Consider the following 26,529-nt stretch of genomic DNA (forward strand, 5'->3'; position numbering starts at 1 on the left):
AAAATCAGTGAATGAGTATTATACCAGCAGCCGTTGCCTCTTCCTTACAGAATGAAAAGGCCTAGAAGTTAATAGAATAAGTAGCATTCATGGAAAAAGATCGTAAATTCCCGCCAATTATGTTGGCATTTTTGTTATTCAGTGTATTTGGTGCTGTCAGCTACCTCATAATTCCAGACACTTTTCTTTCAATGCATACGCTTTGGTCCCAGAACAACCAAACTTACTCTCACGGATATATTTTATTAGCATTTGTGGGTTACGCACTTTTTGTCGATAAGCGCTGGCTATTTCAACACCCATCATTTTTAGCTATTCCACTTGCATTATCTGTTGGCATTGTATGGGTAGCATCAGACGCTGTTCAAGTGCGTCTTATTCAACAAATGCTGCTTCCAGTATTGGTATTCGCCGCTATGCTGGTGATGGTGGGTCTGAAAAATAGTTTGAAAGCATTAATTCCTGTGTTAGCCCTTTACCTGGCTATCCCCGTATCTGATTTTCTGATTACACCACTTCAAGATCTCACCTCCTTCGTGGTTACATATCTGCTCAAGTTACAGGGAATTACTGCGTATATTGAAGGTTATGATATCCACCTTCCGTATGGAATCATGCGCATATCTGGTGGATGTGCGGGACTTAATTACTTACTTGCCGGGGTGTGTATCGGGATTTTTTACAGCTACCTTAATTTGCGTAAAACATCACTTAAAATTTGGGCGATAACGCTTATTGTCATTATTGCATTGGTAGGCAATTGGATACGCGTTTGGTGGCTTATCCTCATTGGATATTACAGCGAAATGGAAAGCAGCCTCGTTCACGAACATGGTTTTTTCGGTTGGGTGATCTTTGCGTTCCTTGCGGTAGGCTACTTTATCTATATGCGCAAACTTGAGGCCAAAGATACTGAGTTTGAGTCAACCGATCATATTAAAGGCGAGCTAAAACCTACGGTAAAGCTAGTGGCTATATTCACACTCACGTTAATTTCTTTTGCCGCTGCGCCGTTATATGTGCGTTCGCAGAATACACATAGCAATGACATTCAGTCGCTTACGGTGCAATTACCGCAGAAATTATCCTCACTAAATGAAGTAGACGGAGAACCTGGCGACTACGGAATCAATATCGAAGGAGCAGACTTTGCTTACCTTTATCAAGGAACGATAGATGGATTAAACGTAACCCTAGCCGTTTTAGCATTTAAAGAACAGAAGCAAGGAAAGGAGCTCATCTATTTTGCTAATCGATTTGGCGATGGGATTAGAAGGGGAACCACAATGGCGTTTGACTCGCATCGCATCAATGCCGCAATGTTCCCCAATGAGACAGCTATTTCGTATTGGGGATATAAAGTAGGAGATACCTTTACCACAGGGGGATTAGAAACCAAATTATCTCAGCTGAAACAAGTATTCTCTTCGCCGATAGCGAGTGCCGTTGTCCTGCATGTTTCTTGTGAACGATATTGCAATGGACTGAAAGTCGAGAAACAACGCCATAGCGATATTGTGCAGGCGCTGGCACGAATAGAAGTGAAATAGCCTATGCATATTCTCCATATAGCATCCGGAGATTTATGGGCTGGGGCTGAAGTTCAGATATTCAGCCTGCTGTCACAACTTGTAAAAAATAGCCAACAAGTTAGTGCTATTGTCTTTAATGAAGGAAGACTGGCTGATGAATTGGCAGCTGTTGGAATAAATGTGGTTGTGATTCCTGAATCGAAGTTCGGTTTTAAAGGGCTTATTCAAGAAGTTAGACACACCCTGCTGTCATTAGAGCCAGATATTGTGCATACGCACCGTCAGAAAGAGCATATTGTAGGCAGTATCGCAAATAGAATAAGCCTACGTGTCCCTTGCGTTCGAACTGTACATGGCAGTCCTGAGTTCTCACCTTCTTTTAAACAACGGGTTCAGACAGCGCTCGATATTTTCTGCGGACGATATTTACAACATGCCGTTATTTCGGTTGATGGCGAATTGACGAAAAAACTTGCAGCTCGATTTTCCCGGAAGAAAATATCTACTATTCCAAATGGAATAGATATCGCTGACACGTTAAATAAAGCGTCACAATATCAGCAAGTGTTAGACGAAAACGTAAAGCACGTGGCAATTGTGGGGAGGCTCGAACCAGTCAAGCGCGTTGATTTGTTTTTGCAGATGGCAAATATTATGTTGCAATCGAGAGATCGACAGATGGCGCTACAGTTTCATGTTTTTGGCAGTGGAAGTTTAGCAACCGAACTGGCGGATTTAGCGAAGCAACTTAGCGTATTCGAGAATGTAACCTTTCACGGTCACACTGATGCTATCCAAAGTTGGATAAAGCAACTAGATGTAGTAGTGATGCCCTCTGATCATGAAGGTTTACCGATGACAGCGCTTGAATGCTTAGCTCTCGCTAAGCCATTGGTAGCGCATGCAGTGGGGGGACTGATTCCACTTTTAAGCGAAGCCTTTCCATCAGGGTTAGTGGAAGAACACACACCGGCAGCCTATGCCGAAGCGACGTTTAAGGCGCTATACGCAGAGTCTACCATCAAACTGCCTTCGCAATACGACGCTGCTGAAAACGCCCGACACGTTACTTCGCTTTATCAGGCACTTATTTCAGCTTAAAACGTATAATTAAATTGCTCAACATCTTTTGCGAACCATTTTGCTACCACCAGTTGTGTTTCATCATCATAATAGTCGCGATAATTACCACGTTTAGATTTTTTAACGTGAGGTAGTGTGGCATTAATGTTAAGACGCTTAGCAACATCGTTGAATCCTTCGCTTAAATTTTCGAAGCGAAGGATTTCGTCTACCAGCAGGTTGCCGTCTTCATCTGCGATCCAATCTAGCTGAGGCATAAACATTATTGGTTTATCGTAGTATTCTGGATTATTGTCACCATAGGCGAGCTTTACCCATTGCCTAAAATCGATATTCTTATCGGCCAAATTGGTCTGATTGGTTTTAACCCGGTAACGATAATGCGATACCACCTTGTCCCAAGGGTTACGAACAATAGCAAAGGTAAATTTCTTGTCCCATTGGCTTCTTCCCAACTCCGCGATTTTTTCTAATGCGGTTTCGTGTTCAAATGGTAAGCCCAACGCCTTCTCTACGCTACTTCCACCTGTTTTGTTGATATGGATGAATATAAATTTATCCAAATAGCGTTGTTTTAAAACTTTTGCTTTATGTTTTGCTTTACTCAGAATACCTTTCATTAGCTTTTTACCCCCAGACTGTGGATGGGTTTGTTAACGCTAAAATCTTTTGCTTCGCTGAATTATTCATTACTCAGAGGGTAAACGCTCATAGTTTAGTCGATCTAGCATGTAGCCTGCCACATCGTTAACAATTGATATATCAGCTTGCGATAGTTTGCTGATACTGCTCTGATTCATATCTTTAACGCTGTCGTTTCTTTCGTGGATCGAAAAATTTTCATTACGTACATCCGGAAACGCGGGAAGCGACAAAAACTCTGCAATTTTATTCAGTTCTTGCTGCGGAGACGAGGCTAAATCTTCATATCGTAATAGATGAAATTTCTTAAGATGCTTTGCATCGTCTAACATAATCTCATTACTACGAGCCCACTGCCATGCAGATTTTTCCATCGGCCAACCATCTTTCATCGCCTTGGGATCGCCTTTTCTGGAAATACCTTCTGCTACGGCATAACCATTTCTGACAATTCCAATGAAGTGAGCATTTTCAAAATGCTTCTGAAACCAGCGGGTTCTGCCAGTATTTGGTGGGGATTTTTCGACCAACACCTTTTTCTTTAGATTTAAACGCATTCCCCACTCTTTTTTGATGCGAATAACGTCGGGGCCTTCATCGTTCTCCGTCAGTCTAAAAATATCTTCCCGGTCAACCCACATTCTTGGAATACCCAGGTCGTAATCTTTTTTAAACTGATCGGTGATGAAATGACCTTCGGTTGGAAGCGCTGACATATCGGGGTGACGCCCCATCAGTTCGGACAGCAGTGTAGTACCAGAATTATAACAGCCAACAATGAACACCCATTTATCTGGGTGGGGTATTGGTTTGGCTGCAATCTTAACTTCTCGAAGAATATTACCTAGTGCTTCTCGGGTAACTTCTTTGAATCGGGTTCCTTTCATATAATCAACTTCAAATTTTTAGCCAATGATAAATGAAGTGATGAGAAGTTCAACTATATGTAGTATCTTTACGCGCTATTCTATGCGGCAAGCAATAGTAATGTATATATTCGATTTATTTAACCAGATACTATAGGTTGGTAAGGGTAAAACGTTGTTAGAAGTTCCTAAGAATTCGGCGATCCAAAGGTTTCGGTTGTGGGGGAGTGGGGTTATTTCCAGATGTCTAAAGTTTGTAGGCGTCAATCAAAGCCAATTAATCGTATGTGGTTACCCTCGAGGGGGCACATCTTTACTTTATAATATGTTATCCACGACCCTTAGTGAGCATTTTACGTTTACTTCATTCGAAAAATACTACATTTATCTCATACACAAACTTGGCAATATTGCATCAAAAGCGCCATTAGATATAAATCATCTTGGGCCTGTAGATAAACTCAATGTCAATAATAAAAGCCTGGTCATTATAGTCGTAATTCGCGATATAAGAGACATTATTACTTCCAGACACCCAATCTATAATGATGAATACTTTATCGGCTATGACAATAGTTACTGGCCGACGAATAAAGAGTTAACCAAATGGGCGTACGTCGGTAGCGGCGTTATTGAAATTACGAATAATATTTTTAAAGTCCGTAATAGAAAGGATGTCACAATTATTCGCTATGAAGATCTAGTTAGCGACCCAGACAGTATTCAGTCAGAACTTAAAGAACGTTACGAATTACCCTTTGAAGGGGTGTTCTCAAAATACCATGAAATGCAGCACAAACTGGCTTACAAATACGAAGGTAAATACCAGGCTAGCGATACATCGCTGGTGCTTGAAGGAAGCCAGGTTGTGAACAAACAGGCTCGGTGGCGCGCGAGTAAATTTGATAAGCGAATTTATGAGCAATTTACTCAGTGTCCAGAATTATTCGACATATTGATTGAGTTTGGTTACGAAAAGGATCGTTCCTGGTTTGAATCCTACCGAACCAAATTTAATTAGATAGTTTTATTATTTTAGTGGTTAATAAATAGTTTAAGTAGATGGTATGACAACTCAAGGCAGTATTCTTTGTGTAGCGAACTACCCTTCGGATGTAGGTTATGCTTGGTGGTTAATGGAAAGCTACTGGATTAAAATTAGTGAGACCTTTACTGGACGCTATCAAACGTTTGTTGCTTATCCTCAAATCAACACCCTTCCGGTAAATATTGCCGAAAGCCAGCTTACGCCTATTGAATATGCGTTTAGTCAAAACAGTATAAAACAAGTACTTAACAATATGTCATTTATACGTCGGCATAACATCAAAGTGCTCTATTTATCTGACCATAGTTCAGTTAGTCTTGTCTACGCAATGTACAGAATGGCGGGTGTTGAGACTATTATAGTACATGACCACACTCCTGGGTTACGAACTGAGCCGCGCGGAGTAAAAAAGTGGCTCAAAACAATATGGGCCAGATTACCATTCATTCATGCTGACGCCGCGTTTGGTGCTACAGAGTTCGTCAGGCAGCGGCTTGTGAATGTTTCGTGCATGCCTAAGTCACGCTGCTATGCCATTCAAAACGGCATCGAATTTTCAGAGCACAATGAAAAACATAACCATCCTTTAGTTGAGCAATTGCCGAAAGATAAAAAGATAATCGTGACTGCCAGCAGGGCGAATAAATATAAAGGCATCCAGTTTGCGCTTGATGTAATAGCTTACCTGGTTCACCAAAAAGGAATTACTGATTTAGTTTACCTTTTTTGTGGTGACGGTCCCGACCTGGAAGAATTCAAACGATACGCGACGAAACTTAAGATCGAACCATATTGTTACTTTCCTGGCAGAGTGGACCAGATTCAACAGTTATTTAAATCATGCCATGTTGCCTTTCAACCTTCCTCCGGAGAGGTGGGTTATTCACTTTCAATTTTAGAATATATGGTAAATAAGTTACCTGTTATCGTACCCGACAATCCCTCTGTTTGTGGGGCGACGGCCCACGGTACTAATGGGCAAGTTTACAACGACAAAAGTATTCAAGGTGCGGCAGATTCGATTGCGCTGTACCTGACAAACGAACACACTCGGAAGCAGCATGGGGATGAGGCAAAACAAAGCGTACTTGCGAACTATACCTTGACGTCAACACATCAAGCGCTAAAAAATGCGTTGATAACAGTTGTTAATAAGAATAATTAATATGAACGACTATTTTAAGCCATTCGCTCCCGAACAACCTAACGGTGTTAACGTGCTCACTATTGCAGGCGCATTCCCCACTCCGATCCAGCCTTGGTTGGTCAATCATCTGGTCGAAATTATTCGCCATGGTGGCGATAACAGAGTTATTTCACGCCGAGCTGAGCTTGACCAGATCACCGAGGCGGTTCAAATGCATAGACTGACGGAGAAGTATATCTGTGTGCCTGAAAATAGGGTGAGTGTTCTGAAGACTTTTCTTTCAGCCATGAGCAATCAAGCTGTTAGAAAGCGTACTATTGCGCTTCTGTCCAAATATAAGGGGGGCAACAGAAGTGTCGTTAAAAGAACATTTGATGTGTTAGCAGCGCCTACTCTCGCTGTAAAACCTGACATTATCCATTCTCATAGCGAACCCGTTGGGACTCGCTTGCTGCCTTTGATAGTAGCAAACGGCGCACCTTTCGTTCAGACCTTTCACGGACTAACCCCTATCGGTGTACCTACCATATCTGCTGACCAGCGAAGAGTTTACTCCCGCGCTGCGAAGGCTGTTTTTGTGAATACTGATTTTGCGCGAAAACAATTTGAGGCGATTGGTGGTGAATCAGACAACTTTATTGTTGTACCGCAAGGGATTGATTTGGAAAAATGGCGGTATTCTCCCTGTCAGTATTCTGATCAGGGACCAATTAATTTGTTAACGGTCGGACGCTTAGATGAAGAAAAAGGGCATATTTACGCCATCCAAGCTATAGCTGAACTACTTCGTCAAGGACACCAAGTACATTACCATATAGTGGGAAGAGGGCCCCAAGGAGAATATCTAAAGTCTAAGGCTAGAGATTTGGGGATTCAAGATAGAGTTACATTTCATGGTGTACTTATTGACGATGAAATAAAAGAAATATACCGCAAGTCCCATATATTCATATTACCTAGTTTGCGTTCCGGGGACGGGTTGTGGGAGGAAACACAGGGTGTTGTACTGCAAGAAGCTCAAGCTACAGGACTACATGTTATTGCATGTGACAGTGGGGGGATAAGCGAGTGTCTGGGAGATGGAAAGGTAGGGTACCTCATACCTGATAGGGACGTGAACGCTATCTCTGGAGCAGTCAACGACATTCTTTCAAGAAAATCAGAATGGAGCTTCCGTCAACAAGAAGCGAGAAGTTGGGTAGAGAAACACTATTCCTTGTCTCGAATTGGGGAAAAAATGAATACGATTTATCGTCATTTAATTGAAGATGTACAAGGTTAGTGGGGCTTACAATTACGCTTTATGGATAAAATAAACCAATTTTTCAATAAAAAACCTATTTATTGGTTTGCTGCGGGCACCATCATACGTCAATTGGTTAGTTTTATTATGCTGCCAATTTATACCAGCCATTTAACTCCTACAGACTACGGCGTGTTGTCGCTCCTACTAATGACAATGTCCATATTTGAAATCGTTGTAGCTTCTAGATTTGGTATGGCTTTACCGAAATTCTATTATGATAGAGAAACCGCAAAAGAACGGGATCGGGTCATTATTACTGCTTTTTGCACGAGTATACCCGTGAGTTTGATTGGTGTCACAGCGTTTTATTTTGCTTCACCTATGATAGCAAGTATTGTTCTAGAAAAAGAGGAAATTACTAATGTTGTTCAGGTGTATTCAATTTTACTGTGTACATCAACGATCGAAACATATGTAATGATACTCTTTCGGCTCAAGAAGCATATCGCTTTCTTTTTCTTCACATCTCTTCTGCGTTTACTTGTTCAACTGTCGCTAAATATATATTTAGTTGTTTTTTTAGATATGGGATTAGTGGGTGTATTGTACTCCTCGGTAATAGTGTCCTGCGCATTTGCGCTACTTTCAATAATCTACACTTTTAAAACATGTATAGTCAGTTTCAGTTTAGAGCTAGCGAAAGAGTTATACGTCTTTTCTTTCCCATTATGGTTCGTGGGTTTAGGGGGGATTGCTGTTACAAGTGCTACGCAAATTCTGATAAAAGAGTTCGCTAGCGTCGCTGACGTAGGGCTCTATCAGCTAGGGACCAACTTCGCGATGATTATTGCGATGTTGTTGTGGATGCCTTTCTCGCAGTGGTGGCAAACTGAGCGGTTTAAAATTGTAAGAAATGAAGGTCGGCACAGAGAGTTGCCTTTAATTTTTCAAATCATTACATTCGTATTAGTGTTAGGGGCTATCGGGATCTCTCTCCTTACACCTATTGTATTGAAAATGATGGTCACTCCTGCGTTTTATCCTCCAGCGGCATTAATTCCAGTACTTTGTTTTAATTTAGTGCTTAATCATTTAGGATTTATGTATAACTTAGCGTATTTACATACCAAGAACACAAAAATAATGGCCTACTTAACGTGGGGAAATGCGATATTTCGTTTAACGCTCCTTTCTGTTTTAACTTACTATTTCGGATTGGTTGGGGCCGCGTATGCACTTCTGCTTGCCTCATTTGTCTCAATTAATGTGACTTACTTTATCACTAAACGGTACTTTACTTTGAATTATAATCTCTATAAAACATTGGCGATTGGATTGATTTGTTTCTTTTCAGTGCTCTTTATGCAGTCAATGTTGTCCATAGAGTTGCCTTATGTTGATTTAATTGTTCGTTCTGGCGTTGGTATTATTGTGATTGGTGGTTTTTTAGCCTTGTCGATATTCTCGAATGCAGAGGTACGTCATTATTGTATATCTGCAATAAAACACTAATATACAGATTTTTACGATAGTACTCATTTCTTTGACTAGTTTTTGTCAGGGCAAGAGAGGACTTATAGCTATAACGCAACCCTTGTTTTTATGTGGGAATAAGCATGTCTACGTCATTTAGTGTTGTAATACCAGCATTCAATGCTGAGAAAACGATCAAAAGAGCTTTAGACTCTGTTTTAGCTCAAACCTATTCTGCCTTTGAAATTTTGGTAATCGATGATAAATCCAGTGATAAAACTTTGGATATTTTGGTTGAGTATGGCGCAGCTATCAAAATCTTTAAAAATGAGGTTAATAGTGGTGCGGCAGCATCTCGTAATACTGGAATTCAAGAGGCAAAAGGTGACTATATCGCTTTTCTGGATGCGGATGATATATGGGCTACGCGAAAGTTAGAGATCATGGATAGGGTTATTCGCAACTATTCGGATGAAAAAGCATTTAATCATACACTTTCTTTCGAGACAGAAGCGACATGTCAACAACGCTATGAGCAAAACGAAGAAATAATAGATAACAGTGATGTCAATAATATTGACGTTAAGGTGAGAGCAAGAGACGAGGTTATAATTGATCCTGTCGTTGGCACACCTTCAGCTGTAATAGAAACTGCATTTTTACGCGAGTTGGGTGGCTTTAATGACACGCTGGATACTGCAGAGGATATAGATTTATGGATAAGAATATGTCAAAAGCAAAAGTTCGTTAAGGTGTTATTACCGCTTGGTACTGTAGTGGAGCAAAAGGGTAGCTTGCGTTCGGTTGGCTCCAGCCCGTGTGAGAACCATATCAGGATACTGGATCGTGCTCGTGCAGAATACGGTATCTCTAAACGAACCTACGGTAGGGCTAAAAGTCTGGTATTAGAGTGGATGGGCTCACAAGCACTTTGCGAAGGTAAACGAAAACTTGCTATAAAATATCTCAGCGAATCGGTCTACTTACATTTGCGATCAAGAAACGCTTATTTATTTGCTAAATCTATTCTCTCTCCCTTTATAAGAAAGCAATAAATAAAAGCGAGTAGATCTTTATCCTTTAGCATTTGATTCTCGCATACGAGCTCAGGGTTAACAGATCCTGATTGGCTGTACTTTAAAAGTGATACTAATATGACCCCGGCTCTTTCCATTGTAGTTCCTATCTACAACGTAGAAAATTATATTGAAGAATGCATAAATAGTCTGCTAAACCAGACGTTTTCAGATATTGAAATCATATTAGTTGATGATCAGTCGAAGGATAAATCTGGTGAGATTGCGCGAACTTATAGCAAAAAAGACTCACGTATCACATATATTAAGCGAGAACGCAATGGCGGTTTAAGTGCAGCAAGAAATACGGGGTTGGAAGTTGCCACGGGGCATTGGGTTACGTTTGTCGATAGCGATGACTATGTCAGTGAAGACTGCTATGAGGTTTGTCTGGAAAAACAAAAGGAAAAGCCTGAAAGTAATCTCATAATCTTTTCTGCTTATTACCTTCATGATGCTGATGGCTCCTTAGAAATTTCACAATATAGCGACACTGATACCAACGGTGCAGATTGGTTTTGGCGGTCAAACGTCATTGCATGGAATAAAATATACCGTTTAGAAGAGTTAACCGCCAATGGGCTGCTGTTTGCTGAAGGACTAAAACACGAAGACGAGGAGTTCTGGTTTAAATATACGTCTATTGTCGAACTCGACCCTGTGGTGGTGCATAGAAGGCTCTATTATTACCGTCAAAGGCACAATTCTATAACGAGCTCCAATACATCCTATCTTGATTTACCTGCTGTATTGGCTTCGATGAAATCTTTCCTGCTGGAAAAAGGATTACTTGAGGAAAAGCTCAACTATTTCATATTTAAATTTAATATTTTATTTGATGTTATTCTCTACAAGTTGGAAAGTGAAAATAAATACACATGTGTGAACAATTCACTGAAATTACTTGATAATATTCCTATTAGTGAGACTGCGTTATTCAAATTATTAAGTCCTAGGGCTCGTCTCATATGGGCAGCGAAAAGACAAAACATTTCGTTGATTTGTGATGAAGTATCAAGGAAGCCAGAAGCTAAAGATGTGTGGTCAGAAATAACTCGGCGTTTAAAAAATACACTTCGGGAAAAGTATTATTCATATAAAGCACGAAGGATTAAGTAAAAACAACCTGTATAGACGGTGAACTTCTATACGAAAGCTTACCTAAGGTCAGATAGCTTATGCAGCATTAGGTCTGGGAATTGTTGCTGAATTTTTTCCAAGTCCTGTTGATATTGACGTTGAAAAAGTGCTTTTTGCTCACTATTAAATAATGAAAATTTATTTTCATTATCACCAGGATTTTGGGAATAAATTTTTTCACACTCCTCTCTCCAATTAGGATAATTGCTTATAGCATTATTCGCTATGATCTTTTCTACAGTGTTAATGGCGTCAAAACTCGGCGTCTGTGTAGAAAGAGGTTCTTCGATTAACGGAATTTCAAAGTCATTACTGGGAACGTACTTCCTTAATATCTCTTTAAAATTTTGGTGGTAATACTCTTGCGTCCATATGTAAATTTCAACGTCAGGCAATTCAGACTGCATCATATCGACGAGAGGAAGCCATGAGGGAATATCGGCTGCACCCAGGTTTTCCATAAATTGGTTTTTGGCGCTAATAGCATTAATTGGCTGAAATCTTAAGTCGGTGACATACGCGCCCGACAAAACATAGTGAAAATTTCGGATGCTTAAATATATTTTTATATGCGCATAATTAGCTAAGTACTTAATAAATTCTAAATTGTGGAACTGATAAACCTTTGAGGATAAAAGATCTACTGGCAGGCCCAAAATATTTTCTTCTGAAAGTAACACAGTTTCGCTATGTGGAAACGATTCAGAAAACACTTTCTTTACATACTGTTTTTTTAAAAAAGAAAACCTAAGGGGAGATAAATTGCGCCTGGTCAACCGATTAAACTTGGCTCTGGAAATCTCTCTGGGTAAATACTCGATATTTTTAAGGGTGTTATGTAAAAAAATTTGTTCCAAGGTATCTTGAAAATGGGTTGTAGCTGTTTTGTGTGCGCCAACGTGAATTCTGTATTCTTTAGCGAATTTTGCCATTCACTATCTCTTTATTTATTTTAATCATATCAAGGACTTGAAAGTAATAATAATGTTAACTAAAACGTTACTAACAAGATGCAGGGCTACAGAATCATAGTCCAGCTTCTCAGCCTACCTGCCTTTTATGCGTGCCTAAAATTTCACTAGGTAACAGCTTTCTAAATTCTTTAATGCTATATCCAAACAAATTTGCTCGTTTTTCTATTGCGCGAGTAACGGGGAACTGCATTTTCTTAATTATGCTTGACCGATTCGCTTCCCACATCGCAAAATATTTATCATTTATATTTTTCCTTACCTCGTGCTGTATCGGGATAGCTTCAAGCTCTAAAAATTTAAAAATTTTATCCAGTTCCACTTGCGGTTGTTCAATGAACTCTTCATATCTGAGAACATATACTTCGTTTAGATGATTAAGATCGTTAAAAAATATTTCATAGCCGCGTAGTGTATGTTCGACCAGTGATTTAATAGATGTTTTACTCCATTTCTGCGTTGCATATGCTACCGCAAGCGGATGGCGTAGAATGATCACAAATTTACTGTTGGGGAACAGCGTTTGCAAGAAGCGGGTTCGTATTAAATTCGGCGGGCTTTTCTCAATATAGTAGTGACAGTCTGAGTTATAAAACTTTTCCCACTGCTGGTATAAAGTCTTAGCATTATGCGCTGTCGCCAAAACGTGATGCTCGTTCATATAAGAGTTTTGGTCGAAAATATATTTTCCCGCGCCCCCAAAAGCTAAAGCGGGCGCATAAACGTCTTGTAAATGCTGCCCCTCATCTTCTGGCACGCCGGTATTTGAAAAACCACTAACTTTGGGATGTCCCCTGATTATTTCATGCATAAGTGAAGTGCCACTTCTATGGTGGCCGGCCAAAAATAAAAAATCCTTATCTATCATTTTTATTCCGCTTCACTTAACTATTGTTGTTTAGCAAATTTGAGTCAACGTTACACCTCATAATACGCAGCGGCTCAAATAACGTATTAATATTTCCTTTGGCTATCCTTTGTGTAGGTAGTAGAGATGTCGATTAATCCTTTAAAACGCATTTCAGCTTATCACCAAATGAACAAAAAAGCCGAGCAAAATTTGCTCGGCCTTGTATGAAGTACTTTCAGTAACCTATGGTTATTTTACAAAACTTGGTTTTTGTGAATACAAGTTCCAGCCAAGAAGATAGAAATCGGTATCTTCATTGTAGCCACTGTTTGACCAACCGAAAACGTATCCATTAGTGAAATAATTATCTGGATTGTAAGCTGTCAATGCCGCGTTCTCATAAATTTTTGTCCAGTCTGAAGAAGCCGTTTTTTTCCAAATGCGGTAGCTTCCGTCTTCTGAAGTTAAAGTGGTACTACGAACTCGTTCGATAACAAATTCTACCACTGTACCATTGTCTCTCGGATGGAAACACTCAGCCGGATTACCTAGATTATTACTTTGTCCACCGGTTCCTCTGTGTGCTTCGGATGTATTGAGGGTAGGGCGACAGTAACTCACGCCGTTTTCATACCCTTTTTCTGGGGTTAGGCTATGGGTTTCCATCGTCATACCAGCATTTGAGTATCTGCCATGCCACTGGGTACTGAATTTATTATTATTACCAAGAAAGCGATAGCCCTCACTTACAAATTCGGCGTTAGTAGTTAAGTTAAACACTTCCTTACCGGCGCCCCAGTTCTTACTGAACATCGCGTCGTAATCAGTAACGTAAAGGTAATTACCATCTACTTTTGCAATAGTAGCCTTTACCCCTTTAATATTAACAATCTTGTCGCCTACTCTCCATTGAGTTGGATCAATCGCTACGGGTGACAGTATCCTAAGCCCCGCACGATGATAAAAATTCTCAGGTTGATATATTTTTAAGTGCTCCCAAGTGCTCGACATCGGTGAAGTTATTGTATAACGCCATTCATTGGTTGAGTCCTTGTTAATATCAGTTCCCTTGAAGCCAAACTTTATCCCTTGTAAGGACGTATTAGGGACACTCTGAAGGCCACCACGATCGCCGTGCCAAGTAACCATTCCAGTTTGGGTAGATGGCAGATCTCCAGCGTTGAAATCCCAACCGGCAACTAGGCTTGAAGCAGCCTCGGTACTATTTAGACTACACTGGTTTACCTCTGCGTGAACTGATTGAGAAGCAGTAAAAATAAATGCGGCAGAGAAAATAAAACTGTTTAATTTTGCTACCCGTGTATTTTTCATATTCGTTTTTACAGCTAGGGTAGTCTTGAGAAGGTCTTTTTGAATCGTCATGGATTAAATTCCGCTTAAGGTTATAACAACTAAATCAACTTTGACGGCTTGAATACTCTAGCCTGGATTTCCAGACAAAACGCCGCCTTACGGCTTTCCATAAACCTTGCTACCAAAAATAACGAATAGGGTTCTCACAATATTTGCGGTGAAAATTCATTATCCATGGTGTACGTGAGATAGATTCAAAACTTCAATCGCAAGGCAAAGCATGAATCTAAGAGTAATTCACTGGCTTTGTCCGTTATGAGAATCTATGTTTGTTTCACGTTACAGACATTATATCGGGAAAATTGTACTTACCTTCAATATTTTAGGTTATTACCTTAGACAATAGGTATTAGTCAATATACTTTTCAGGGTGCGAGCAGAAAAATACGAGCTACACTCTAAAAAGTGAAGTTTGGTCAATCGATAAGTGGTCTGTAGGGTGAAAAATTGTGTAATTATTGTTGTTTTATATAAAAATCAGAGGCTAACGTGCTTGGAATGGTGTGATTGCTGATTGTTTTTTTATTTTCCTACTAGGCTAACCTCTAAATCGCGGAAGACTGTACTATAAGGGGTGGTGTAATTTCAACCAACAAGGTATGTTTTGGGCGTTATTTAATAAAACTTTCAAAATACTGTTGTTTTTTAAGCTGTGATTCAAATTTATTTGTGTATTGAATTGAATAGGACAATTCTTCTCCAAAGTATTTGCTCATTTCCTTATCGATTAACTGTTCCCATTCCGTATTAGGTTTGCCTTCTACTTTGAGTAAAACTTCGCCTTTTCTATATTGTTCGGCTTTGTAATTGATAAGAACGTCATTCTTTAATGCAATATTTTTAAACACGTAGTAGAAGGTAAGTGCAGGGTAGTCTTTAGTTTTACCAACTATGCTTGCGCCTTTTCTCCCATAGATTTCCTTAACGATAGTATGTTTTCTTCCACACTTACATTGTTCGTCAGCCAGTGAAACGATGTCCCCAAGTCTATATCGTATGATTGGGAAAGAGCGCGAAACGAGATTGGTAACAATAATTTCTTTGTTCTCATCTATTTCAACGTATACATTTTCCATATTGATATGCATATTCCCTTCGGGGCATTCAAATGCAATGAGCCCGGATTCGGCAGCACCGTACTCACTAATCATCTTACACCCAAACGCTTGTTTTACTTCTGGCTGATAGGCATCCAGGATCATTTCAGACGTGCCTTTAACCATTTTGATGCCGCTAATCTTAAGGTTAAGCTGATTTACTTTCTTTGCAATCTGATAAATCATTGAAGAATAACCAGACAAAAATTTGGCAGAGTTTAATTCCTTTGCGAAATTTGTGATGGATTTATCGTCGTATCTAAAAATCCGAATTCTATTTTGTAGACGATCAAGCAGCTTTACTTTCTTCGCTTCATTCGGGTCAATATTGTATCCCCAGAAGTATCCATTCTTGTCCCACGGTTTGACGTTATACCAATCGTAGCACCGCATCACGCCTGCTCTATTCGTTGAGTCCCATTCTTCGTTACGGTAGAAAGCAAGTGCCTCACCACTGGTTCCAGAAGTTTCAGCCAGCAATTTTTTAGCGAAGGTTTGCGTTGAGTGAATGGTGTCGTTATGTTGAATCAAATCAACTTTGCTGATGGTCGGGAATGTCGATAAATCATTTAACGACGTAATATTTACATCAATACTATGCTCGTCAAATAACTGCTTATAAAAGGGAGAGTACGTATAGGCTTCTTTCAACAAAGCTTTTAATCTGTTTAATTGAATGGCTTCTAGTTCTTCCAAACTGGCAAATTCTGTTTGTTTTAGTTGGTTGTAAATAGGAAAAAGCGAAGGGTTTCTTACTTTTGCTCCCAATACATAAATAAGCTTTGAAAGAAATTTCATTTACATTAAGCCTGCTGATATTTGTTCGGATTGAGTTTGTAGTCTGTAGTTACCATTTTCGTAAGCATAATCAGGAGTGAATAAGCTTCATGATCTTGTTCACAAAAATTGCTGATAAAGTTATGGATTTTTCCTTTATCCCATATATCGGCGGTGAGCATTTCTGCGTATTCGTGGAAAGCTTGCGTTTTGTTCAGAAACTGAAAGTTATTCCAGCCTAGCCCTTTGGGTAGATTGCCCGTTGCTTTAGAGTATATCTTTTCACCTCCAATTCGGATAACCCGGCTGGCTTCTTGTGCGACGATCGGCGCTCCTGCTTTTACAAGTGTTGCGGCTAGAGGAAGCGTTAATAGCTCTGGTGCACGGGATCTCACTACATGTCGGCTCAACTTATAATTAATCCGATGGCGATACTTAAGGGTAAGTACCAGTTTTGCTAATTTCGCATCGATAAAGGGGTGATGGTAGCCTAAGCTCGCACACGCTGTTTTAGTTTGATAGGCAAAATATTGGCGTAAAGAATGTTCAATTTTATAACGCTCACTTAGCTCTTGTATTCCTGACGTTCCATTGTCAACATAATCAGACAAACATTGCTGCGTATTTTCCAAGAACTTTTTCTTAATATAAGTAAAGTCTACATCATCCCGTAAAAACCATGGTGTTTTGTTAAAGCCAGACGACAACGCAGGGGCTAGATAATTAATCGCCTCTTCGTTTCCTATTTTGTCGTACTTGCCAGGCGTAAGCATGGAGTGAAGTAAGCGTAACACGCGTCCTTTCCCAGGAAGGCTATTGATCCCATAGTGGCCTGAGAAATGCTCTACCATTAGCCCCGCACTCAGTGGGAGGTTTGATATTTTGGCTAGTTGCTCACTTGCATGATACCAATGGGGGAAATAGCACTGTCCAAATCGCGCTAGCATTTCGTAACTTACTTCTGCGCCATAAGGAGATTCCGTAAGCGGAACGAAATTCATGGGTACATCTAAAAAAGCGCCTAACTTAAACGCTATTCTAATTTCTCTACTTTTTAGATCCCCATGGGTATAGGTAGCTTTAATTCGAGTGGGGTCTGCCATTAACACGCGAGAGTCCCACCCAGCGGATAACATAAGGGTGGTGTCCGGACTTTCTTGCAATACAGAATACAATTGTTCATCGATTTGTTGATACACATGAGCAACGTCAGCGTCAGGGTCGCTAGACCATATCGAATCATTCTCAGTCGTTAATCTTGCGCTACGAAGATCGAAGCTGATTTTCTGTAGCGGACGAGTTTGACTCACTTCCTTAAGATACGTATGGCTGCCTACTGTTGCGCCTAGCAAAACAGATGTGTAAAGGTGTTCTGGTTGAAGCGTGCAATCTATTAAGCGGGAAAAGTTTTCCAACCTATCTGAGACCCAAAACTGGTTATTGTGTTGGCAATAATACACGGGTTCGGTACCCATGAAATCTGACATGATTTCAAGTACACCTGTTTCGTTATCGAATAAGATTCGCGTGCCGACCAAGCTATCAAAGTTTTGAACTTTCAATCGCCTTAAGAAATCGTCCCGATCTTGGCCTAAATGCCTGTCACCCAGATAAAGACAGAAACCTTCGCTATCTACGTCGAAAATAATATTTTTGGAACTATCTTTATCTATATCAAGCGTTACACGTGGCCAGGTAAAGGTTTTTGAAAAAGATTGAGAAGTATTTTTATCAGGAAGCGAAGTAAAAATGGAAATAAGGAAACCTTTACTTACTGCGTGTGATTTGACGCCCATATACATCTCAGCTTTTAGATAAATTAGTGTTCACAATACGTACATATGTTGGCTTCGAACCGGTTAACAGTATTGACCATTTTCAGCGCCTTTATCAACGTCGACATCATTATATATATCTCAACAAGAGTTGGATCAAATTTCTTTACACTAACTTGCATCGCTTGAAAGCTAGTTTCAATAGCGATGTGCCATTAGTTGATAATCTACGGTGGCAATTCGTCCTAACGTAACAATAAGGCTATAGGCGTCGTTGTTTCCTTTAAGGTGCTCGTCTATGCTGTCATGCATTTTTCGTTTATCCCACAAATCATGCTTTAAATTATCCACGTACTCGTGGAATACATTGGTTTTACTCAGATATTGGAAGTTATTCCAGCCTAAGCCCTTCAACGTGCTTTGGGAAAAGCGGTTATAAACGGCTTCGCCAGTTATTCTGACAAATCGGCTCATTTCCTGAAGAAAAATGGGCGACTTGGCTTTAACCAACGTAGCGGCTAAGGGGATGTTGAGCAATTTGGGATTGTGTGTTTTGACTATTTGCTTACTTAACTTGTAACCAATACGATGTTTGTACTTTAACTGCAATACCAGCTCTGAAAACTCACTGTCTGCATAAGGGTGATGGTAACCAGAAAAACAGCTGAACGACTTCGTCTGGTTGGCCATGAACTGCCGTTCAATGTGTTGCATTTTATACCGTTCACAGAGCTCTTGTACTCCAGATGTACCTGTTTGAGTATAGTCAGTTAAACAGGTTCTAATCTGATTGGAAAAATCGGTTTGGATCTGATCAAAATCTACTGAACTGTTTAGGAACCAAGGAAGTCTATCGAACCCTTTCGAATTTAATGTAGTCAGTAGTTCAATCGCTTCCTGATCTGACATTCGGTCATAATATGCAGGGTATAGAAAAGACCTAAGCACTCTTGTTTTTCTATTGGGGCCCGGTACGATATTTAACCCATAGTGACCTGAAAAATGTTCTACAAACATTCCTGACATAACGGGTAGGTTATTTAGCTGACTAATATATTTCCCCGCTTGATACCAATGAGGGAAAAAGCATTGTCCTATCGTTTGGAGCATCTCATTATTTAAATCAGCTCCAAAGCGGGTTTCGCGCGAGGGCACAAAACTCATAGGCGCGTCTAATGTTTGCCCTAATCTAAATGCAATATCAATTTCTCTGCTGCTTAAGTCGCCATGGGTATAGGTATGTTGAATGTGTGAAGGTTCACTCATTAAAACTCGGGAATCCCAGCCAGCAGATAACATTAATGCTGAATCAGGAATGTCACACAAAATACTCTTTAGCTTATCGCTGATCCTTTCTGTGACATCATCAACAGGAGCTTTTGGATTGCTTCTCCATCGTTTACTGACATGATTGGTTAATTTCCCGGTTTGACTGTTGAATGTAAGGGTTTGCAGCTCACCTGTCTGTTTAACACCTTCGAGTATTGTGCGCGAACCCAATGTGGCGCCGCTGGTCACTAAGGCGTATACGCTGGTTAAATCGGGCTTGCATTGACGAAAGCGGGAAAAATTATCTATACGATCAGTTAGCCAAAACGTGTCGTTGGTTTTCAAATAGTAAAGAGGCTCTGACCCTAAGAAGTCACTTTGTACTGTAAGTAACTGGGTACTATTATTGTAGGTAATCAATGTACCAGTAAGTTGGCCAGCCGTAAGGGAGGCAAGTTTCTCAGGCCTTTCTCGAAACGAATTATAAAGGTGTCGGTCGCCCTTATATATGGTCAGTCCATCATCTGCACATGTTATAACGACATTTTTAGAGTAATCATCATCAAAATAAAGCGCAGCACCATTTAATTTATGGTGCTTACTGAATGTACTTCGCCAAGAAGGGGCCTCCGGCGTCAGTGGAATTGTAAGTAGAAACCCTTTATTCAACTTTTGGTGATGTTCTGCCATGAACGTTATTCCTGCTTTTATTATGTTGATTGTAGGCAATCATGATGCACGATTGAAACGTGATTAAGATCCAAAGAAACGGATAGTAGCCAATAGTGACGAACTGGCCGGCGATCACAAATCCTAATACGCTAAGTTTTAATGCTTTCCAAAGCAGTAAGAAAAATTCATCATCAGGATGATAATTTCCCGCTTTAATTGGTAAATTTCGCGTCAGGGACGAGATAATAATAAGCAGGTAAAAGAACAAACCGATAAACCCTGCATCTGTACCAATCTGGAAAAATATATTATGAGGAAGCTGGGCTCTTTGCCCGTATAAAATATCCTCTGGATAATGCCTGGTATAATAGGGAATAAAGTTGTAGTAACCGACTCCTAGCGCGGGATGTTCCAACATCATTTCCCACGCATTTTCCCAATATAAAAGTCTTTGCACGGATGACTTGTCTTCTCCCGCAGAAGTAAACCGTTCTTTTTGTTCTTCTGGCAGCACAGACCAGCCTATCCATGCTACTACTGCAAAGGTAATAAGAACCTTTGGGCGGAATATTTTCTTCCAGAACATAAAACAAATTTGAACCATTAGTGCCACCTGAGAACCGCGGCTACTGCTTCCCAATATGGTTAGCACCGGACAAACAGCCGCTGCTAATAAAATGTACTTTTCCCACCATCTCACATCGTTTTTATAGCGGGAATATAGATAATATCCGATAGGAAATAGCAGCAACATAAGCACGGCAAGTTCCCCTGAATTTTGAAAATAGCCAGGTGGTCCTTTCAATCCCCAATCAGTAAAGCCGAAACCCCTCATCGCCCAAATTCGCGATGTACCCGCGGCTATTTTAAGGGAGCAGAGAAATAGCACTAAAAAGAACACATATATTCTTTCCTTTGTGGTTACGATAGTCGTCGTGATAAACATCACCACTAACCATTGGATAAAGAAGATGTAGTATTCCTGCGACCAGGATACATCGTATGCCACAAGAAACGAGAGATGTATCGATAATGCAAAAAGTATCACCAGCACATGCATTCCGGACATTTTGAATCCAGCTTTGTTATCGAAAAAACTGGTGAGGAAACTAACTATCAGTAGAATCTGCGCCCAAGGGGCAAAATTAAGCACGGGGAATATTGATTGAGGACGAAAAAATTCAACGAAAAGATAAAGACAAATGCATTGAAACGCTAAGCTTTCACCTTTGTAGTAAGTCCACAGGTTCTTAATTCTTAAAAACATCATGTCACTGATGGTAACGTCACCCGCTTTCATTTCTTATTACCTATCTCTTTTATTAATCTCTGTGTAGCGACTTCGATGGCTTTAAGACACTTTTCAAAGAAATACTCATTAGTATTGTAGGGGTCATGAAGGTAGACAGTTTTCTGATCTGACAACATCCCAATTAGAACTTTCTTACAATCGGGTAATATACTCTCCAATTCCAATAAGTGGGCGGGTTCCATGACTATTAGTAAGTCACCATCATGAGGTTTGTAATCTTTTATATTCTGCGAACGATGATGGGTAAGGTCATAACCAAGCTTATCAGCAACACGTATGGTCTTTTCAAAAGCAGGATCATCGCCTCTACAGTGTAAGCCGTAAGAAATAGCGGGAAAGTTCATTTGCTGACTAACGACTTCGCCGAACGGACTTCTGCATATATTGCCACTACAAATAAAAACTAATCGATTAACGTTAGCGTGGTTTATGCGAATAGCCCTTCTATAATTACCAAAGCCCGTTTTAAAGCCAAATAAGACATATCGAAGTAACCCTAGTTTGGAACCAAACTCATTCGCAATCAATTTTGAAACATTTAACATCAACTATCTACTATATAAAAACGCTAAAATTCATTTGATTCAGGAAAGCAATTATCGACTTTACGATAGATAGCTTTATACGCATTGGTCATCGCTTTTAACGAGAAGTCAGCATGTACGCGACTTATCGCAGATGTGATCACCATCCTACCAGATTCATGCTGCTTTATAATATTTTTCATGCCATTAGCAATGCTTTTGGCATTCACCTCTACTAGGGTTCCCTGATCGTTGTTTTGGATAATTTCTTCAGGCCCCCCGCATTTAGTGCAAAGTACTGGCAACCCACTAGCCATCGCTTCGATAGTGCTGATTGAAAACCCTTCAGCGTCAGAGGTTAAAACAAATGCGCCAAGATTACTTAAATAGTCCGGCGTATTTTCAACAAATCCTACAAAATGAATATTGTCGAGATCATAATATGCAATTTGCTTATCTAATTTCTGGCGTAACTTGGCTTTGGGATCACCTGCTATGACGAAGGCGCAATTAATGTTTTGTTGTTTAAGTAAATTAGCAGCTTCAATTAGTAAATCATACCGTTTGGCTGGCCTTATATTCCCGAGTGCACCAAAGATGAATGTCGTTGGAGGAATACCTAGCTTCGCCCTTAGCGTATCTTTACGATCAGATGAGTATTTATCTGTGTCTATGCCGTTATAGACAACGGACGTTTTATTAGGAATAAGTAAAGATTGTTGCTCAATTTTTTCCGCTAAAGAATGACTTACAGCAACGAAGTGGGCGATTCCAGTTCGCATAAACCAAAGTTTCAGACCTTTGAATCGTTCATTTGGGGAAACATCCACCATACCATGATAGGTAGCGACTACGGGAACCCGCATTATAAGACCGACGATGCTTGCGTAAACATTAGAACCGAGCAAATGCGATTGAATCAGTTTTATTTTGTGTTGCTTCACCACCTTACAAAGCATCGTGATAAGCTTGAAATTAAAACTTCCCTTCGAATCGATTATTATTGGCTCTAACCCTTTTTTACGCAGTTGTTGAGCCACATACCCTTCTCCACGTATAACCACGACAGAATCGATATTATCTGATCTAATGTGGTCTGCAAGAGCAATGAATACTTCTTCTGCACCGCCGGGGCCAGTGGTGTCGATTAAATGTAAAATCTTATAAGTCATACTCTATAAATTGAGGCATAATGGCGCTAAAATTTGATTAGTAGTGAAGCATAACAGGCAATTGTGCTGCTGCATACCAGACAAAGATGTATTCGTATGGAAAAAAAGACAGTTCTCGTTTTTGATGCCCGCCAGAGAAGTTCCCTTGCAGCAACGAGGGCGCTGGGAAAGCGTGAAGATATCGTGGTATATACAACTGATTGCACAAACAGTTCGTTGGCAGGGGCATCCAAGTATTCACAAGCTTACTTTCAATCTCCCGATCCCATAAAAAGTACGGAACGTTTTATTACCTGGCTGATAGAACTAATCGCCGCTAAAAAGATTGATTTTCTGCTTCCCGTAACAGAAGTTAGTAGTCGAACATTAATAGAGAACAAACATAAGTTACCCGATATTAAACTTCCATTCTCTGATTTGGACACCGTTCTATTACTTAGCGATAAGAATAAGTTAGTTCAACTTGCTGAAAAATTAGGTATACCCGTACCCACATCAACCATGTTTGAGAGTGCGCTTGATGTTGATCAGACAAAGATTTCATTGCCTTGCGTGTTAAAACCCTCTCTTTCTAAAGTGAATATTGATGGCGCATGGATGAGCACTCAGGTTCATATTGTGCACACAAAAACTGAGTTAAAGGCGGCATTGGAAAATGCCTATTTTAAATTCCCTTTTATGATTCAACAGTATGTTGAAGGGCAGGGCGCAGGTATATTTTGCTATTATCAAAATAGTCAGGCAAAAGCTTTTTTTGCTCATCGACGAATACGCGAAAAACCTCCCTCAGGTGGCGTGAGCGTGCTAAGTGAGAGTGTAGCGGTGGACGCAACCATGCAACGCTATGCTACTTTACTGTTAGACCATGTTAGTTGGCACGGCGTGGCGATGGTGGAGTTTAAAGTCGGTGCAGACGGGGTGCCCTACCTCATGGAAATCAATACTAGACTTTGGGGGTCCTTACAGTTAGCAATTGATGCAGGAGTGAATTTCCCGGGGTTGCTTTTTGATGGTGAATTCGTTGATTTACCTCAGCAATCCACTTTTTCAACGGGAGTCCAACTACGCTGGTTATTAGGTGATGTAGATAACTTGTACCTCAATTTAAAAGATAAAAAACAACCGTTTAAAAGTAAATTGATGCATGTGGCCCGCTTCTTAACCCCCAAGTGGACCAATCGAAAACATGAAGTTAATCGGATTGGCGATTTAGGCCCATTTCAGTATGAATTAAAGCAATACTTTTCAGGAAAGTGACAGCGTAATGAAATCTTTAATTAAAAAGTGCTTACGTAGTGTGGCAGGCACAGTGGGTTGGCAAATAGCAAAATCGGGCAAAAAAAAGCTGATAATACTGATGTACCATCGTGTACTGCCGGTGAGTGATTCAAGATACCAGTTTGAGGAACCGGGTATGGTTGTATCGGACAAAACGTTCCGGCTCCATATGCAAGTTATCGCTGACGAAAACCTTCCTGTTATAACACCCAATAAGTGGATATCTACGGCGGATGAAGAAAAGCCGAGTTTAGCGATAGCCATTACGTTCGACGACGGTTGGCTAGATAACTATGAATTTGCATTTCCCGTGTTAAAAGAATTTGGTTTCACCTCTACGCTCTATGTTGTGACTGATTATTTAGGCAAGCCAGCCCCCTTTTGGCCGAATAAAATACTACGTTTATTACTTGATCAAAACGTTACTGTTAATGAAGATTGGAACGCGTTACTTCGTTTGAGTGGTCCCCTTCCTTCTTTACCCATGTCGAGAGACGACGCGGCAAACGTAATCTTAAAACTTAAAAGACACAGTGATAAAGAAATTTACTCAGCCCTTCAAAACATTGAGCTCCAGCAGAATTCACAGATCGAAATGATCAACAAAGAACAATTGATGGATGCGCAAAAGACCATGGGCGTAAAGGTGGGCTGCCACACCCGACGCCACTACAGACTTGTGGATGAACTTTCCTCTAGTTTACTTAAAGAAGAAATAGTCCAAAGTAAACAGATTCTTACTGAAATGATTCAAGATGACATTGACGCTTTTTGTTTTCCCAATGGCGATTTTTGCCCCGAGGCGCTTAAACTGGTAGAAGAAAATTATCGCTACGCAGTAACGACTAAGCGGGGTCACAATTTTTTAGACAATTTCAGCCAGCATCAATTGACCAGGATTGGTGTGCATAATGATATTAGTGATACAAAAATAAAATTTAAAGCACGGCTCTCCTCCTGGATATAAAAAAATCATCATACCAAGCTATATAGGTTAATACGTGTAACACGTTTACCAATCAGATTATCCACGGTAGTATGGGTCTGAAGCGGAAATTACTGTGAATAGGGCTGTATGTTGAACATGAAAAATATAGAAACGAAGACTCACCTTTTGAAATCTACATTTCGCCTTTTTCTAATGAGTACATCAGTTAGCTTATTGTGCTTATCTTTTTCTGCTTCAGCGATTGAGATATGTGAGTCAGCCGCTCCATTAGCGTCATGGGATTTTAATGCGGGCGAAGACCCTGCAAACGGTTCAGGTATCGTTGAGTGGAGAGGAGATCACGGCGGAGTTCAATCTATTCCGGGTAAAGACTTACAAGGGATCTCGTTTCATTTTCGTGGTAAAGACCCTGCCAAAGATTCTACTTCCGAATGGCGCTATAGCATTAAAAAACCTTTAAGCCACACTTGGGAATATTTACGCTTTTTACAACCCGATAATTTTTATCACCGAGCGAACGTAAGAATTGATGCAGGTGAGGTTCTTGATACCTCTATCTGGCAGAAAGGCCATACTATTAAAAACGATAAGGGTATGGAAGCAACAGTTGCTTATGTTGATGCTAACTACCTTTATATCGAAAATTTTGATTTACCTTTCAGTAAAGACTGGGGGGATAAACGCTTTATTACGAATAAAAGCAATGGTGCTGAATTTGCCAGTAAAGGTAGCCGTTCATTGGGTTATAACAATAAGTTTTCCACTCAGTGGCAAGGGAAGTACTCTAACGGAGGGCTTACCCTGGAAAGCCAAGCTCAAATGCCCGGCAAAGGGGGCGAAATAGGGGTAAGCTATTTTAGGCCAACCGTTAATTCTTCCATATCACATAAAGGGTACGGCTCTGTTGGCAATGACTTCTTTTCTGGTAGCTTTGCCGAAAGTTTCAACCCCGTCAATAACGGAAAAATAATAGAATTTGTGGTTGAAAGAAAGCGATCCTCTTCCTTAACTGCCCGAGATGGCGGCTATAGAATTTGGCGAAAAATAGAAGGGGGCGACTGGGAGCTTATTTTTATGAGCATGCAAAATCTAAGCTATGTTGAAGGGGCCAATTATTTTGACAACGGCTATGTATTGGGGTGGGCTAACAGTGGCTATGAAGAAGATACTACGTTTTGGCTACTTGGTTGGCAACTTTGGGACCAAAAACCTAGCTTTTTAAAGTAATTTCAACTCGTTAAAACAATTAGTTTGTA

The 26,529-nt window shown here is 40.2% G+C and carries 22 protein-coding genes; 11 read left to right on the forward strand and 11 right to left on the reverse strand.

Going from position 1 to position 26,529, the window contains the following annotated elements:
• Positions 1-89: 89 nt before the first annotated feature.
• Together xrt and OPS28_RS05540 are read left to right on the forward strand one after the other, a co-directional pair.
• Complete coding sequence (xrt, locus tag OPS28_RS05535; protein ID WP_265608464.1) at positions 90-1,550, forward strand: exosortase; 1,461 nt, start codon at positions 90-92, stop codon at positions 1,548-1,550.
• Between the two features lie 3 nt (positions 1,551-1,553).
• A complete protein-coding gene (locus OPS28_RS05540) occupies positions 1,554-2,633 on the forward strand; it encodes a glycosyltransferase (protein WP_265608465.1) in 1,080 nt (359 codons plus the stop codon).
• Here the strand turns inward: OPS28_RS05540 and OPS28_RS05545 are convergent.
• Positions 2,630-3,235 carry a sulfotransferase family 2 domain-containing protein gene (locus OPS28_RS05545; protein WP_265608466.1) on the reverse strand — a complete coding sequence of 202 codons (606 nt, stop codon included), beginning with the start codon at positions 3,233-3,235 and terminating at the stop codon, positions 2,630-2,632. The genes OPS28_RS05540 and OPS28_RS05545 overlap by 4 nt on opposite strands.
• Positions 3,236-3,304: 69 nt before the next feature.
• Entirely contained in the window at positions 3,305-4,144 is an 840-nt protein-coding gene (locus OPS28_RS05550) for a sulfotransferase family protein (RefSeq protein WP_265608467.1), read from the reverse strand.
• A gap of 196 nt (positions 4,145-4,340) precedes the next feature.
• On the opposite strand from OPS28_RS05550, the gene OPS28_RS05555 reads away from it, so the two are divergent.
• From OPS28_RS05555 to OPS28_RS05580, 6 genes are all read left to right on the forward strand, one after another.
• The gene (locus OPS28_RS05555) at positions 4,341-5,144 is read left to right on the forward strand and encodes a sulfotransferase domain-containing protein (protein ID WP_265608632.1); all 804 of its coding nucleotides are present in this window, start codon (positions 4,341-4,343) and stop codon (positions 5,142-5,144) included.
• Between the two features lie 46 nt (positions 5,145-5,190).
• Entirely contained in the window at positions 5,191-6,336 is a 1,146-nt protein-coding gene (locus OPS28_RS05560) for a glycosyltransferase family 4 protein (RefSeq protein WP_265608468.1), read from the forward strand.
• Between the two features lies 1 nt (position 6,337).
• Positions 6,338-7,600, forward strand: a complete 1,263-nt coding sequence (locus tag OPS28_RS05565) for a glycosyltransferase family 4 protein (RefSeq protein WP_265608469.1) — start codon at positions 6,338-6,340, stop codon at positions 7,598-7,600.
• 21 nt (positions 7,601-7,621) lie between these two features.
• On the forward strand, positions 7,622-9,076 hold the full coding sequence (locus OPS28_RS05570) for a lipopolysaccharide biosynthesis protein (protein WP_265608470.1): 1,455 nt from the start codon (positions 7,622-7,624) through the stop codon (positions 9,074-9,076).
• A 104-nt stretch (positions 9,077-9,180) separates the two neighbouring features.
• Positions 9,181-10,092 carry a glycosyltransferase family A protein gene (locus tag OPS28_RS05575; RefSeq protein ID WP_265608471.1) on the forward strand — a complete coding sequence of 304 codons (912 nt, stop codon included), beginning with the start codon at positions 9,181-9,183 and terminating at the stop codon, positions 10,090-10,092.
• Between the two features lie 99 nt (positions 10,093-10,191).
• Complete coding sequence (locus OPS28_RS05580) at positions 10,192-11,232, forward strand: glycosyltransferase family 2 protein (protein WP_265608472.1); 1,041 nt, start codon at positions 10,192-10,194, stop codon at positions 11,230-11,232.
• 38 nt (positions 11,233-11,270) lie between these two features.
• On the opposite strand, the gene OPS28_RS05585 is transcribed toward OPS28_RS05580, so the two are convergent.
• From OPS28_RS05585 to OPS28_RS05625, 9 genes are all read right to left on the reverse strand, one after another.
• On the reverse strand, positions 11,271-12,185 hold the full coding sequence (locus OPS28_RS05585) for a hypothetical protein (RefSeq protein ID WP_265608473.1): 915 nt from the start codon (positions 12,183-12,185) through the stop codon (positions 11,271-11,273).
• A 109-nt stretch (positions 12,186-12,294) separates the two neighbouring features.
• Positions 12,295-13,092, reverse strand: coding sequence for a sulfotransferase family protein (locus tag OPS28_RS05590; protein WP_265608474.1), 798 nt, complete (start codon positions 13,090-13,092; stop codon positions 12,295-12,297).
• A 231-nt stretch (positions 13,093-13,323) separates the two neighbouring features.
• The gene (locus OPS28_RS05595; protein ID WP_265608475.1) at positions 13,324-14,457 is read right to left on the reverse strand and encodes a hypothetical protein; all 1,134 of its coding nucleotides are present in this window, start codon (positions 14,455-14,457) and stop codon (positions 13,324-13,326) included.
• 602 nt (positions 14,458-15,059) lie between these two features.
• Positions 15,060-16,343 carry a phenylacetate--CoA ligase family protein gene (locus OPS28_RS05600; RefSeq protein ID WP_265608476.1) on the reverse strand — a complete coding sequence of 428 codons (1,284 nt, stop codon included), beginning with the start codon at positions 16,341-16,343 and terminating at the stop codon, positions 15,060-15,062.
• A 5-nt stretch (positions 16,344-16,348) separates the two neighbouring features.
• Positions 16,349-18,118: a hypothetical protein gene (locus OPS28_RS05605; RefSeq protein WP_265608477.1), complete on the reverse strand. Its 1,770-nt coding sequence runs from the start codon at positions 18,116-18,118 to the stop codon at positions 16,349-16,351.
• 177 nt (positions 18,119-18,295) lie between these two features.
• Complete coding sequence (locus OPS28_RS05610) at positions 18,296-20,056, reverse strand: hypothetical protein (protein ID WP_265608478.1); 1,761 nt, start codon at positions 20,054-20,056, stop codon at positions 18,296-18,298.
• Complete coding sequence (locus OPS28_RS05615) at positions 20,028-21,338, reverse strand: O-antigen ligase family protein (RefSeq protein ID WP_265608479.1); 1,311 nt, start codon at positions 21,336-21,338, stop codon at positions 20,028-20,030. Before OPS28_RS05615 ends, OPS28_RS05610 begins: the two co-directional genes overlap by 29 nt.
• Positions 21,335-21,895 carry an arsenate-mycothiol transferase ArsC gene (locus OPS28_RS05620; protein ID WP_265608480.1) on the reverse strand — a complete coding sequence of 187 codons (561 nt, stop codon included), beginning with the start codon at positions 21,893-21,895 and terminating at the stop codon, positions 21,335-21,337. Before OPS28_RS05620 ends, OPS28_RS05615 begins: the two co-directional genes overlap by 4 nt.
• Before the next feature lie 23 nt (positions 21,896-21,918).
• The gene (locus OPS28_RS05625) at positions 21,919-23,046 is read right to left on the reverse strand and encodes a glycosyltransferase family 4 protein (RefSeq protein ID WP_265608481.1); all 1,128 of its coding nucleotides are present in this window, start codon (positions 23,044-23,046) and stop codon (positions 21,919-21,921) included.
• Between the two features lie 96 nt (positions 23,047-23,142).
• Between OPS28_RS05625 and OPS28_RS05630 the strand changes: the two genes are divergently transcribed.
• The 3 genes from OPS28_RS05630 to OPS28_RS05640 all read left to right on the forward strand — a co-directional run bounded on the left by OPS28_RS05630 (position 23,143) and on the right by OPS28_RS05640 (position 26,500).
• The gene (locus tag OPS28_RS05630) at positions 23,143-24,303 is read left to right on the forward strand and encodes a carboxylate--amine ligase (protein ID WP_265608482.1); all 1,161 of its coding nucleotides are present in this window, start codon (positions 23,143-23,145) and stop codon (positions 24,301-24,303) included.
• A gap of 7 nt (positions 24,304-24,310) precedes the next feature.
• Entirely contained in the window at positions 24,311-25,291 is a 981-nt protein-coding gene (locus OPS28_RS05635) for a polysaccharide deacetylase family protein (protein ID WP_265608483.1), read from the forward strand.
• A gap of 174 nt (positions 25,292-25,465) precedes the next feature.
• The gene (locus OPS28_RS05640) at positions 25,466-26,500 is read left to right on the forward strand and encodes a hypothetical protein (protein WP_265608484.1); all 1,035 of its coding nucleotides are present in this window, start codon (positions 25,466-25,468) and stop codon (positions 26,498-26,500) included.
• Positions 26,501-26,529: the final 29 nt, after the last annotated feature.

Origin of the sequence: Alteromonas sp. ASW11-130, assembly GCF_026183735.1 — a bacterium.
Taxonomy (GTDB): domain Bacteria; phylum Pseudomonadota; class Gammaproteobacteria; order Enterobacterales; family Alteromonadaceae; genus Alteromonas.